Origin of the sequence: Brenneria alni, assembly GCF_003666245.1 — a bacterium.
Taxonomy (GTDB): Bacteria; Pseudomonadota; Gammaproteobacteria; order Enterobacterales; family Enterobacteriaceae; genus Brenneria; species Brenneria alni.
The window spans coordinates 1-12,518 of the sequence record NZ_MJLZ01000034.1; the positions used below are offsets into that span (position 1 = coordinate 1).

10 protein-coding genes are annotated in these 12,518 nt (G+C 52.4%); 4 read left to right on the plus strand and 6 right to left on the minus strand.

Features of this window, described 5'->3' with window-relative positions; genetic code table 11:
• Positions 1-439 precede the first annotated feature (439 nt).
• The gene (locus tag BIY29_RS14250) at positions 440-1,189 is read left to right on the plus strand and encodes a GntR family transcriptional regulator (RefSeq protein WP_121575763.1); all 750 of its coding nucleotides are present in this window, start codon (positions 440-442) and stop codon (positions 1,187-1,189) included.
• Positions 1,190-1,194: 5 nt separating this feature from the next.
• Here BIY29_RS14250 and BIY29_RS14255 read toward each other — a convergent pair whose 3' ends face one another.
• Both BIY29_RS14255 and BIY29_RS14260 read right to left on the minus strand, forming a co-directional pair.
• On the minus strand, positions 1,195-2,520 hold the full coding sequence (locus BIY29_RS14255) for a 6-phospho-alpha-glucosidase (protein WP_170158947.1): 1,326 nt from the start codon (positions 2,518-2,520) through the stop codon (positions 1,195-1,197).
• 34 nt (positions 2,521-2,554) lie between these two features.
• Positions 2,555-4,150, minus strand: coding sequence for a PTS transporter subunit EIIC (locus BIY29_RS14260; protein WP_121575764.1), 1,596 nt, complete (start codon positions 4,148-4,150; stop codon positions 2,555-2,557).
• Between the two features lie 255 nt (positions 4,151-4,405).
• On the opposite strand from BIY29_RS14260, the gene BIY29_RS14265 reads away from it, so the two are divergent.
• Positions 4,406-6,340, plus strand: coding sequence for an exoribonuclease II (locus BIY29_RS14265; protein ID WP_121575765.1), 1,935 nt, complete (start codon positions 4,406-4,408; stop codon positions 6,338-6,340).
• Between the two features lie 248 nt (positions 6,341-6,588).
• Positions 6,589-8,655 carry a carbon starvation CstA family protein gene (locus BIY29_RS14270; RefSeq protein ID WP_121575766.1) on the plus strand — a complete coding sequence of 689 codons (2,067 nt, stop codon included), beginning with the start codon at positions 6,589-6,591 and terminating at the stop codon, positions 8,653-8,655.
• 79 nt (positions 8,656-8,734) lie between these two features.
• On the opposite strand, the gene araD is transcribed toward BIY29_RS14270, so the two are convergent.
• Positions 8,735-9,430, minus strand: coding sequence for an L-ribulose-5-phosphate 4-epimerase (gene araD / locus BIY29_RS14275; RefSeq protein ID WP_121575767.1), 696 nt, complete (start codon positions 9,428-9,430; stop codon positions 8,735-8,737).
• A gap of 335 nt (positions 9,431-9,765) precedes the next feature.
• On the opposite strand from araD, the gene osmB reads away from it, so the two are divergent.
• A complete protein-coding gene (gene osmB, locus BIY29_RS14280; protein WP_121575768.1) occupies positions 9,766-9,978 on the plus strand; it encodes an osmotically-inducible lipoprotein OsmB in 213 nt (70 codons plus the stop codon).
• A 74-nt stretch (positions 9,979-10,052) separates the two neighbouring features.
• Here the strand turns inward: osmB and yciH are convergent, their stop codons facing one another.
• The 3 genes from yciH to lapB all read right to left on the minus strand — a co-directional run bounded on the left by yciH (position 10,053) and on the right by lapB (position 12,511).
• The gene (gene yciH, locus BIY29_RS14285) at positions 10,053-10,385 is read right to left on the minus strand and encodes a stress response translation initiation inhibitor YciH (protein WP_121575769.1); all 333 of its coding nucleotides are present in this window, start codon (positions 10,383-10,385) and stop codon (positions 10,053-10,055) included.
• A 3-nt stretch (positions 10,386-10,388) separates the two neighbouring features.
• The gene (pyrF, locus tag BIY29_RS14290) at positions 10,389-11,126 is read right to left on the minus strand and encodes an orotidine-5'-phosphate decarboxylase (RefSeq protein ID WP_121575770.1); all 738 of its coding nucleotides are present in this window, start codon (positions 11,124-11,126) and stop codon (positions 10,389-10,391) included.
• A gap of 215 nt (positions 11,127-11,341) precedes the next feature.
• Entirely contained in the window at positions 11,342-12,511 is a 1,170-nt protein-coding gene (gene lapB, locus BIY29_RS14295) for a lipopolysaccharide assembly protein LapB (protein WP_121575771.1), read from the minus strand.
• Positions 12,512-12,518: the final 7 nt, after the last annotated feature.

The window sequence follows — 12,518 nt, forward strand, 5'->3', positions numbered from 1 at the left end:
GATAAAAAGCCAATTCTACTTATCCATGTTTATTTTGTGGATATAAACTAACGGACAATCACCGTTATTAATTACAAGCTATTTTATATGTGTCGAACAAATTTCAGGCACTGTTGTAACTGCGTCAATTCAGCTACCGCAGATTGACAGAATTTTCCCGCCAAGGGGCTACTGTTTAGATAACGACTCAATTATACCCGTCATCTTTCAAGTTGCAGGTGCGTTGGCTGCCCTTACTCACCCCAGTCACTTACTTGAGTAAGCTCCTGGGGATTAATGAGAGACATCTTGTCTCTCACCGAAGACCAGCCGTTGGCTGATCAAATTCGTTCCCGACGAATTTATCGTTCGGTTGCCGCTTTCCTGCATCTCGAAATCTATTGGGTATATAATATTAAGATTTAATATGGGCAGGTAAGTCTTATGAGAGAAAGGTAAAATGATTGATAAGCACTCCTTTGTCCCCTTCTATCTGCAAATCGAGCAGATTCTTGGTCGTCAGATCCATGAGAATACGCTGAAACCCGGCGATCCGCTGCCAACGGAAGCGGAAATGTGCCAGCAATATCAGGTTTCACGGATGACGGCGCGCAAAGCGGTGGATTATCTGGTCAGACAGGGATTGGTTGAGCGTTATCGTGGCCGCGGCACCTTTGTCGCCCAACCGGATAAACGCGTCAAAGTTCAACTGCCGCTGGATCAGCACCTGACATCCAGTGAAGTCGCTGGCAGCACCCATCGAAAGATCGTCAATCATTTACTGCATTTTTCCCAGCAACCGGCAAATCAGGAGGTTGCCAGTGCGCTGCACATGACTGAGAATACACCGGTTCACTATATGGTTCGCCTGCGCCTGATTGACGGCACGCCGTTTGTTTATGAACAATCGTGGATGAATCAGGCGCTGTTCCCCGATCTGAGCGGGCAGGATCTCAGCCAGTCCAAATATGCCTACCTCAAGTCAAAAGGCTATGACGCCGTCGGCAGCCATAAACAGATCTTTGCCGAACTCCCTTCGTCCGAAATACGGGAAGCACTGGGGCTGACGCGAGATGAACCAGTACTGCGCGCCAGCGTGATCGCTTTCTTCACCGGCGATATGCCCTTCGAATTGTCGAATGTTTATTATAACCAGCGGCACTACACCTTTACGCTTGATGCGCCGCTGCGCTCACTACTCGCTCTATAACCACATTATTTCAGTTCCGGCCAATAGCCTTTGTTAGCGTCAATCAAGGCATCCAGTACCTTGCGGGCTTTTTTAGCGTCCACCACCAGCCGGTTAAGCGTCAAGGCCTGCAACGCCTTATGGTAAGATCCCTCAAACCAGGCCTCTATCGTCAGGCGCTCATAGGCAAACTGCTGTTCAATCATCCCCTTATAGAAGGTCGGGATAGGGCCGACGCCATAAGGCCGCGGCCCGTTGCTCCCTAACGTGGCGGCCACTTCCACCATTGCGCTGTCATCCAGATTGTTTATCAGACCCTTGTTTTCGACGATCACCACAAAAATCCGATGCTGGTTGTAAGCGATAGATTCCGCGACTTCGACAATCATGTCGCCGTGGGCATCGTTATGCACCACGCTGGCGTCTTTTGTGGTTCCGGCTTTCACCGCCTCGCGGCAAGTTTCAAACACCCGCTTCTCTCTACCGGCCATCACTTCGTTGGCGCGGGTAAAGTTCGGATCCAGTTTGCTGAGTTTATAGTCGGGATAGAGGTAATATTGCAGATAAGTGTTCGGCAGATAATCCGGGAAATCGCGCATCATGTCGGCAACCACCGCATAGGTGTCCAGCCATGAACGATCCCGCTGTTCCGCATCCGCCGGTTTAAAGCCCTGGTTGAGGATAATCTCTTTCAACTGCGGCAGTAGATCCGTCCCTTCCCGGTCATACAGATGGGTAAACCAGCCGAAGTGATTCAGGCCAAAATAGACTGGTTCAAACTCATTGACGTCTCGCCCCAACAGCCGGGCGTAAGAACGCAGCAGATTGACCGGCTGATCGCAAATATTGAGAATGCGCCGGTCATGGGGAAATTTCACCCGCAGCGCGTCGGCAACAATCGCCGCGGGGTTGGTGTAGTTCAGTATCCACGCACCCGGTGAGCGAGCGCGAACATTCTGCACCAGTTCAATCATATCGCCGATAGAGCGCATTCCGTAGGCAAAACCACCGGGGCCGCAGGTCTCCTGTCCGATCACCCCCAGCGACAGCGGGATTTTTTCATCTTTTTCCCGCATCTCATAACCGCCGGTGCGCATCTGGCAGAAAACAAAATCCACTTCCCGAAACGCCTCTTCTACATCGGTGGTGTAGGAAAAATCCAGTTGCGGATACTCCTCGTTGAACAGCAGCCGGGCAAAATCACCAATCACCGCCTGACGCCCGGCGTTAACGTCAAACATCACCAGCCGCTTGAGCGGAAAGGTCGCCTGACGTTTACACAACGCTTTCAGCAGGCCCGGCGTCCAGGTCGACCCGCCACCGACAATCACAATGCTGTACTTCTTGATCATAGCGATATCCTGTTTTGTCCGGTTTATGATAACGTTACCCTGTCACGCCAAGTGCGATCTTGACATCATTGGCGATTTTTTCCACTTTCGGGCCATAAATCACCTGAATGTTATGCTCGTTAACCCGTTTTATGCCGTTCGCGCCGGTGGTCATCAAGGTCTTGTCCACCACCAGTTTCATGTCTTTTACCTGCACCCGCAGACGGGTAAAGCAGCAATCCACCTCTGCAATGTTGCTCTCTCCGCCCAGACCGCTGATAATGTTTTTGGTGCGCTCGTCCGCACTGATGGGCGTCGCTTCCGGGGGTTGTTCTTCAGACTCACGCCCTGGCGTCTCGACATTCATCCGTTTGATAATGAATTTGAACGTGAAATAATAAATCAGGAAGTCAATCAGCCCCAGTAAAACCGCATACCACCATTGGGTTTTCAGCCCGCCCAAAATGCCAAACACCACCAGATCAATCGCCCCGCCCTGAATATTGCCGATCATCAGATGCAGCATGGACATCAACATAAAGGACAGTCCGCTCAGTACCGCATGGATCAGATACAACAGCGGCGAGACGAAGATGAAGCAGAACTCCAGCGGTTCGGTGATACCGGTGGTAAACGAGGCCAGCGCCCCAGCCAGCACCAGCGCTTTCACCCGTTTCTTATGCTGAGGGCGGGCGCAGTGATACATCGCCAGCGCCGCCCCCGGCAGACCAAACATCATAATGGGGATTTTGCCCTGAGCCAGAAATGTGGTCGCTCCACGGATCGTGTCATCACTGACCATCCCCGGGTGCGTTAAGGACGCATTGAAAATATTCAGCGCACCGACTACCGTTTGATTATCAATGGTGGCTACCCCGCCAATCGGCGTAAACCGCACCGTTTCATTCAGAATATGATGCAGCCCGGTGGGGATCAGTATCCGTTCGGAAAAACCATACAGAAAAGCGCCATATTGACCGCTGTGACCGATCAGTTCCCCCACCCAGGAGATACCTTTACCAATGGTCGGCCAAATCAGCGCCAACCCGATGCCGACTAACGGCAGACACACCACGGTGATAATGGGCACAAAGCGCCGTCCGCCAAAAAAGCTGATGGCTGTGGGAAGTTCGATGGTGTAAAAACGGTTGTGTAACAACACCGTGATCACCCCGGCAATCACGCCGCCCAGTACGCTCATGTTATAGGTGAAGATCCCAAGCGTCTGGGTAAATTCGGCGGCATACATCAGCGCGGCGGTGTGATCCATACCCGCCGCCGTCAGCGCATCAATAGAGGTAGTGGCGGGCGTTAAGTTTTGTGCGGTGAGCGTCGCCTTTACCCCAACGTGCATGGAAATAAAACCGATCACTGCGGCAAACGCCGCCGTGGGTTTCTCTGCGTTTGCCAGGCCAATCGCACTGGCGACGGCAAAAAACAGCGGCAGGTTGGCAAACAGCGCGCCGGCAATCTGGCGAATAAACCCGATGATTAACTGCGGGGTCTTCATATCCGCGAAAGCATCACCGGTGACGGCAGGATTTTGCATTGCCGCCGCCAGCCCCAGGAAAATCCCGGCGGCGGCGATTACCGAAATCGGCATCATCAATGCTTTACCAAAAGCATGAACTTTATTGCCAAGATCTTTCATCTTTTACCCTTCCTGTTTTTCGCCACTGGTTAAGTAATAGCCGGAAAACAGAATTATTTGTCTATACAACTAGACAAAAAATCAAGAATCAGTACTCGGTCACACTTTAACCCGCTTAAATCACCGCCATTCCGGCTCGATCACAACTGCACGTTACCCCTGGTTCTTCCGCACATCAGGCTTGCCGCCAGCCTCTGATTCGCGTAAAACTGTCAACCGTTAATCGAGCTACTTACAACCGTATTTCTGGACGCTATGTTTCAAGATAATCCGCTGCTTGCACAGCTAAAACAGCAACTTCACTCTCAGACGCCACGGGTTGAAGGTGTCGTCAAAGGCACTGACAAAGGCTTTGGCTTTCTTGAAGCTGATGCACAAAAAAGCTATTTCATTCCACCACCGCACATGAAAAAAGTAATGCATGGCGACCGCATCACTGCCACGCTGCACACAGAGAAAGAGCGCGAAATCGCCGAGCCTGAAAAGCTGATTGAACCTTTTCTCAGCCGCTTTGTTGGCCGCGTTCAGAAAAAAGATGATCGTCTGTCTATCGTTCCTGACCATCCGTTATTAAATGAGGCCATTAGCTGCCGTCCCGCTCGTGACCTTAGCCATGCGTTTCAGGATGGGGACTGGGCGGTAGCTGAAATGCGCCGTCACCCGCTCAAGGGCGATCGCGCCTTTCATGCCGAATTAACCCAGTACATCACCACTGGCGACGATCCGCTGGCGCCGTGGTGGGTGACACTGTCACGACATAATCTGGAACGTGCGGCGCCTGATGTCGAAACCACCGAACGCAATGATGGCGCGCTGGTACGCGAAGATCTGACTGCGCTGGACTTTGTTACCATAGACAGCGCCAGCACCGAAGACATGGATGATGCCCTGCATGTGCAGGACAAGGGTGACGGTTCGCTGCTGCTGACTATCGCCATTGCCGACCCCACCGCCTATGTTGAGGCAGGCAGCGAACTGGATAACATTGCCCGCCAGCGCGCTTTCACCAATTACCTGCCCGGTTTCAATATTCCGATGCTGCCGCGCCAATTGTCAGACGACATCTGTTCGCTGCGCCCGAATGAGCGCCGCCCGGTTCTCGCCTGCCGCGTCACTCTCGCCGCTGATGGTTCTCTGGGGGATGATATTCAATTCTTTGCCGCCTGGATCGAATCTAAAGCCAAGCTGGCCTATGACGACGTATCCGATTGGCTGGAACAGCAAGGTGAATGGCAACCGCCTTCCGACGCGATTGCCGAACAGCTCCGCTTGTTACAACGCGGTTGCCTGGCTCGTAGCGCATGGCGTACCGCCCATGCGCTGGTATTTAAAGATCGCCCTGATTATCGTTTCCTGCTGGGAGAAAAAGGCGACGTGCTGGACATCGTCGTCGAGCCCAGACGCATTGCCAACCGCATCGTCGAAGAGGCAATGATCGCCGCCAACGTTTGCGCCGCCATTGTGCTGCGTGACAAGCTGGGTTTCGGTATCTACAACGTTCATAACGGCTTTGATCCGGCGTCCGTCGAACAGGCGGTGGCGGTATTGGATTCGTTCGGCGTGCAGGCCGATGCGCAGGCTTTACTGACGCTCGATGGTTTCTGCTCTCTGCGACGCGAACTGGATGCCCAACCCACTCCGTTCCTGGACAGCCGCATCCGTCGCTTCCAGTCATTTGCCGAAGTCAGCACCACGCCGGGGCCGCATTTTGGTCTGGGATTGGAAGCCTACGCCACCTGGACATCCCCTATCCGTAAGTATGGCGATATGGTCAACCACCGGTTGCTGAAGGCGGTGATCGCCGGGAAGACGGCAGAGAAACCGCAGGATGACGTCACGGTGCAACTCTCAGAGCGCCGCCGTCTTAACCGCATGGCGGAACGTGATGTCGGTGACTGGCTATATGCACGTTTCCTTAAGGACAAAGCAGGAACTCACACCCGCTTCCCGGCGGAAATTATGGATGTCACCCGTGGCGGCCTGCGTGTTCGCCTGCTGGATAACGGTGCGGTGGCGTTTATCCCCTCCTCCTTTATTCACGCCGTGCGCGATGAACTGGTATGCAGCCAGGACACCGGTACGGTATCCGTAAAAGGTGAGACGGTTTACCGTCAGGGCGATACCCTTGATGTCGTCATTGCAGAGGTTCGCCTCGAAACCCGCAACATCATCGCCAAACCCGCGGCATAATCCCCCCTCATGCCACCGATTCGCCTGCGCGTCGGTGGCAGACTATCTGCCCTTAACTCACGGTTTTTACTCTGTTACTGCCAATTATTTCGGGCCAGAATGGTTTAGTATTTGAATTTCTTTACAGAAATTCATGATTGCTCACATTTTCTCATCCACTCCCTTCTCTTCGGCACCAAACGCACTATTGTTAAATTGGATTAACACTCGCGCTACACCTCTTCTTGAATAACGAAGGAGTTGTTGTTATGAATAACATCAAGAGCGTCGTGATCTGGCTGTTGGTCGGTCTGGCGGGAGCAATCGCTTTCGCCATGCTGGCCTTAAGCCGTGGTGAACACGTGAATGCTGTGTGGTTGGTTGTTGCATCAGTGGCCTGTTACAGTATTGCCTATCGTTTCTACAGTCTGTTTATTGCCAGGAAAATCTTTGAGCTCGACGATCGTCGCTTAACGCCAGCGGAACGCCGCAATGATGGTCTGGACTATGTCCCGACCAATAAATGGGTGCTGTTTGGTCACCATTTTGCCGCCATTGCCGGCGCCGGGCCGCTGGTTGGCCCTATCCTTGCCGCTCAGATGGGTTTTCTGCCCGGAACTATCTGGATTTTAGTGGGCGTCATGCTGGCTGGCGCCGTGCAGGATTTTCTGGTGCTATTTATTTCTACCCGCCGTGACGGCCGTTCTTTGGGGGAAATGGCTAAACAGGAGTTGGGGGCCTTTGCGGGCGTGATTACCATGCTTGGGGCATTAGGTGTGATGATCATTATCCTGTCGGCGTTGGCGCTGGTGGTGGTAAAAGCGCTGGCGGATAGCCCGTGGGGACTGTTCACCATTGCCGCGACCATTCCAATTGCGTTGTTTATGGGCGTCTATATGCGTTTCCTGCGTCCGGGGAAAATCGCCGAGGTGTCCATCATTGGTTTTGTCCTGATGATGCTGGCGATTGTTTATGGCGGTAACATTGCCGCCCATCCATACTGGGGGCCGTTCTTCACGTTAAAGGGAACATCCCTGACCTGGGCGTTGGTGGTTTACGGTTTTATCGCCTCCGTATTGCCCGTCTGGCTGTTGCTGGCTCCGCGTGATTATCTCTCCACCTTCCTGAAAATCGGCGTGATTGTCGGGCTGGCAATCGGTATCGTGTTTGCCATGCCGGAAATGAAAATGCCCGCCGTTTCCCGCTTTATTGACGGCAGCGGCCCGGTCTTTTCCGGCAGTCTGTTTCCCTTTCTGTTTATTACTATTGCCTGTGGCGCAATTTCTGGCTTCCACGCGCTGGTTTCCAGCGGTACTACGCCAAAACTGGTAGAACGTGAGAGCCATATCCGCTTTATCGGCTACGGCGCTATGTTGATGGAATCATTTGTCGCCATCATGGCGTTAATCTGTGCGTCGGTTATCGAACCCGGCGTTTATTTCGCCATGAACTCACCTGCGGCGTTGATTGGCACTACGGTGGAAAATGCCTCGCAGGTGATTAATAGCTGGGGTTTTGTCATTACGCCGGAAGCCCTTTCCGCCATTGCCAGTGACGTGGGAGAGGCATCAGTGCTATCCCGTGCGGGTGGTGCCCCCACCTTCGCCGTGGGAATGGCATTCATCATTACCGAAATCTTTAACAGCCGGGCAATGATGGCCTTCTGGTATCACTTCGCCATTCTTTTTGAAGCCTTGTTTATTCTGACTGCCGTGGATGCCGGCACCCGCGCCTGCCGCTTTATGGTACAGGATCTGGTGGGCGTGGTGATCCCCAAACTGGCGAACAGCCGTTCGTGGCTGGGTAATCTGGCGGGCACCACCGTCGCCGTTGCTGGCTGGGGCTTCTTCGTTTATCAAGGGGTTATCGATCCGCTGGGTGGGATCAATACGCTGTGGCCGCTGTTTGGCATCGGTAACCAGATGCTGGCATCAATGGCGCTAATTCTTGGCACCGTGGTACTGTTCAAGATGAAAAAACAGCGCTATGCATGGGTCACCATCCTGCCAACTATCTGGCTCTTCATCACCTCAATGACCGCTGGCTGGCAGAAGATTTTCCACGAAAAAGCCAGCATCGGCTTTTTGGCGCAGGCTAAACGTTTCTCCGCAGGCATTGAGCAAGGCACACTGATTGCCCCGGCGAAAACCATCAAAGATATGGAAACGATCGTGTTCAGTAACCAGATTAACGCCGCGCTGTGCGGTTTCTTTATGCTGGTTGCCGTCACAATGCTGATATCGGCGCTGTTTGTTATCCGTCGGGCCTTGAACAGCGAAAAACCGACAGCCCAGGAAACGGCGATAGTATTACGGGAGGAAGCGCCGCATGGTTAATCCGTGGGGTTGAAATCCGATCGTTTAATATTCAGCCATCCTATAATCCCTCCGCAATGGAGGGATTTTTTCCGGCGTACTACTGCCCGTAATAAGCGTTTTTACCGTGCTTGCGTAGATAATGTTTATCCAGCAACGTTTGCTGCATCACACCGAGGTCAGGCGATAACTGGCGGGAAAAAATCCCCATGTACGCCACTTCCTCCAGCACAACGGCATTATGTACTGCGCTGTCTGCATCTTTACCCCAGGCAAAAGGGCCATGCGAATTCACCAACACCGCAGGAATCGCCACCGGTGAAAGCTGGCGGGAATGGAATGTTTCAACAATCACCTTGCCCGTTTCCCATTCATAACGCCCTTCAATCTCTTCATCCGTCATGAGACGGGTACAGGGGATCGCGCCATAAAAATAATCCGCATGTGTGGTTCCCCAGGCAGGAATATCTTTACCAGATTGAGCCCAGATGGTGGCATGTCGGGAATGGGTATGGACAATGCCGCCAATCTCAGGGAATGCCAGATACAGCAAACGATGCGTATCCGTATCAGAAGAGGGTTTTTTAGTCCCTTCAATAACCTTGCCGCTCTCCAGTTCAACCACCACCACGTCATCTACCGTCATGACGGAATACTCGACGCCAGAAGGTTTAATTACCATCAGGCCCCGATCTCTGTCCAACGCACTGACATTTCCCCAGGTAAATGTCACCAACTGATGCTGTGGCAATGCCAGATTGGCGTTCAGAACCTGCTGTTTGAGTTCATCTAACATTGTCGACCCTCACCCATCAACGGCATAGGATCATTTTCCCGGCCATATGCCGCCCTCGCTATGGGGTAAATCGCTAAAGATCCAGCAGTATTCTGCTGTAACCCGATATTTGTTTTCATCGTGTGTCTAAAAGACAACCATCTTTACCAATTATTGCTATCGTTATCGTAACGTGAGGGAATTAAGATTTTTTACCTGTTACCGTTTTTACCGATGATTATACTGGCCAGCAGAGAATGGAAAGCGCAGTATAATTATTTAATACCGCGAAAAAGTTGTAATGCGATATTTTCTTCATTTGAAAGAGTGAAGCCGAGAGGAGAAAGGGGAACAATATGAAAGTAAACAAACAGTTTGCCACCGCAGCTTTAGCCATCGCACTGACCGTTGCACTGGCTGGCTGCTCCAATATGTCTAAACGCGACCGTAATACGGCCATTGGCGCTGGCGCCGGTGCAATAGGCGGCGCCGTGCTGACGGATGGCGGCACATTGGGTACGCTCGGCGGCGCAGCCATCGGGGGCATTATTGGCCGTCAGGTCGACTAACCAATCAACTGACAGCAGGCTTCAGAGATTTTTATTCTGAGCCTGTTGTTATTCACCGTAAACAGTGCGGATACTCATCCGCCTGCCAGCTTGACCTTCATCCCTTTTGCTTCCAGTAGCTGTTTCAGTAGATCGCGTTTATCACCTTGTATTTCAATCACGCCCTGTTTTATTGAGCCGCCACAGCCACACTTTTTCTTTAATTCAGCCGCCAGCTTACTCAGCGCGACATCGTCAAGATCGATTCCGCTGATTAGGCAAACACCTTTACCTTTGCGCCCGCTGGTCTGGCGCTGAATACGAACAATCCCGTCACCCTGAGGGCGAACGGTTTTCTCCTCTTCCGGTTTGATCCGCCCGGTTTCTGTGGAATACACCAAACGACGACTACTGTCATTGCGGTTCATCACTCACTCTCCGGTGGCCAGCGACGTGCGGATATCACGCAACGTTTGCGCCGGATCGGCAGACTGGGTAATCGGACGACCGATCACCATATAATCCACGCCAACGTGCTGTGCCTGAATCGGTGTCATGATACGGCGCTGATCGCCGGCATCGCTGCCGGCAGGGCGAATACCTGGGGTGACCAGTTTGAATTGATCACCGCATACCTGTTTCAGACGCACGGCTTCGTGAGCGGAGCAGACCACGCCATCAAGACCACAGTTACACGCCAACAGCGCCAGCCTTTCGGCCTGTTGCGCCGGGCTGGCCGTGATACCCAGATCGCGCAGATCCTGCTCTTCCATACTGGTCAACACCGTAACGGCAGTCAATAATGGCGCATCACTACCGAATGGCAATAACGCGTCTTTCGCCGCCATCATCATTCTCGCACCACCGCTGGCATGAACATTCACCATCCATACCCCCAGATCGGCGGCGGCGGCGACGGCATGGGCGGTGGTATTCGGGATATCATGAAATTTTAAATCGAGGAATACGTCAAAACCCCGCTGCTGTAGCGCCCGTACAAATGGTGGGCCAAACAGGGTGAACATCTCTTTACCCACTTTTAACCGGCAATCCTGAGGGGCAATTCGGTCAACAAATGACAAAGCGGCCTGCTGATCGGCATAATCCAACGCCACAATAATCGGGGATGAGGTAGCCTGACTATTCTCTTTTCTCTTTTCTCTTTTCACATGTCACCCGTTGCAGTTCAAGTCATTATTCGTGCCTGAAATTCCCGCCGCATTCTACCTGCCCCGCTATGGAAATCCCAGCCACCTGTTCAGCGAATTCAATCAATGATAGTGTCTGGAAAGGTAGGTGTATTTATTCATTTAGTATGTTGTAACTAAATTAAATATGTGCCGCATGTTGCCAGTTTCATCTTCACCGTGAAGCAATAATGAGGTTATTGACCGTCTAACCCACGAATAGGTTTGATACTTGCCCAGGTTCGGCAGGAAGGACAATGCCAATATAATGATTGCGAGGTAAAACCACATTTGCGGCAGCGATAGCGCGGTTTGGTACGGATTTGCTCACCAACCATGTCGCGCAGAACCAGCAAGTTCTCTTTTGCCCGCCCGTCCTCTGCTTCATTTAGGTGGAAATCCATTAGCCGATGAAATACACGCATCGTCGGGTGCCGTTGAAGCTGGCGGACGATATAGGCCTGCGCCGCTTCCGCCCCCTGCTCTTGCTCAACAATATCGGCCAACATCAGTTCCGCCGTCGCACCTGAGTTTTCTTCCACACAACGTTTCAGAAACTCGGCCCAGGCCTGAGGCTGCTGTAAATGCTGATAGCACTCTTGCAGCATTGCTACTGTCTCACTAACCAGTTCTTTGTCCTGATCAAGTACCTGTTGCAGCGAATCAATGGCACGGGCGTATTGCTGCCGGGCCATATAAATGCGCCCCATCATAATTGATACTCTGGCGCACTGCTTATCTGCCGTCGCCCCTTTCTTCAACAAAGCCAGCGCTTTATCAAGATCGTCACTGCCCATAGCGAGTAATGCCTGCTCGCAGTAAAAATGCGCAATGTCTATCCGACGTTGATCTTCACCCATTTTGACCAGTTTTTCCGCCACATCAATGGCGTTTAACCAGTCGCTGGTGGCCTGATGAATCTGCAAAAGTTGCTGTAGTGCGCTGCGCCGGAAATCCTCTTCGTCCACCAGTTGGTTGAAAACCTCTTCAGCGCGATCATACAACCCTGCGGCCATATAGTCCCGGCCTAGCTGCTGCACTGCGAGCAAGCGTTGCTCAAATGAAAGAGAGGTACTTTCTGTCAGTGCCTGATGAATGCGAATGGCGCGGTCCACTTCGCCGCGTGAACGAAACAGATTGCCGAGGGTAAGATGTGCTTCAAAGGTATTACTGTCATCCTTGAGCATGTCGAGAAACAGTTCGACGGCTTTATCCTGTTGGTTAGAGAGCAGAAAGTTCACCCCGGTAACATACTCGCGTGACAGGCGGTTAGACTCATGCTCCTTGTCCTGCTGCGCACTTCTGCGACCCATGTACCAACCGTAAGCGGCGGCCACTGGCAGCAACAGAAACAGCAGTTCTAACATAGAAAAT

Bases quoted from the DNA above. Each gene is read 5' to 3' on its own strand.
- BIY29_RS14250 (WP_121575763.1), top strand. From the start codon at position 440: ATGATTGATAAGCACTCCTTTGTCCCCTTCTATCTGCAAATCGAGCAG.
- BIY29_RS14255 (WP_170158947.1), bottom strand. From the start codon at position 2,520: ATGATCAAGAAGTACAGCATTGTGATTGTCGGTGGCGGGTCGACCTGG.
- BIY29_RS14260 (WP_121575764.1), bottom strand. From the start codon at position 4,150: ATGAAAGATCTTGGCAATAAAGTTCATGCTTTTGGTAAAGCATTGATG.
- BIY29_RS14265 (WP_121575765.1), top strand. From the start codon at position 4,406: ATGTTTCAAGATAATCCGCTGCTTGCACAGCTAAAACAGCAACTTCAC.
- BIY29_RS14270 (WP_121575766.1), top strand. From the start codon at position 6,589: ATGAATAACATCAAGAGCGTCGTGATCTGGCTGTTGGTCGGTCTGGCG.
- araD (WP_121575767.1), bottom strand. From the start codon at position 9,430: ATGTTAGATGAACTCAAACAGCAGGTTCTGAACGCCAATCTGGCATTG.
- osmB (WP_121575768.1), top strand. From the start codon at position 9,766: ATGAAAGTAAACAAACAGTTTGCCACCGCAGCTTTAGCCATCGCACTG.
- yciH (WP_121575769.1), bottom strand. From the start codon at position 10,385: ATGAACCGCAATGACAGTAGTCGTCGTTTGGTGTATTCCACAGAAACC.
- lapB (WP_121575771.1), bottom strand. From the start codon at position 12,511: ATGTTAGAACTGCTGTTTCTGTTGCTGCCAGTGGCCGCCGCTTACGGT.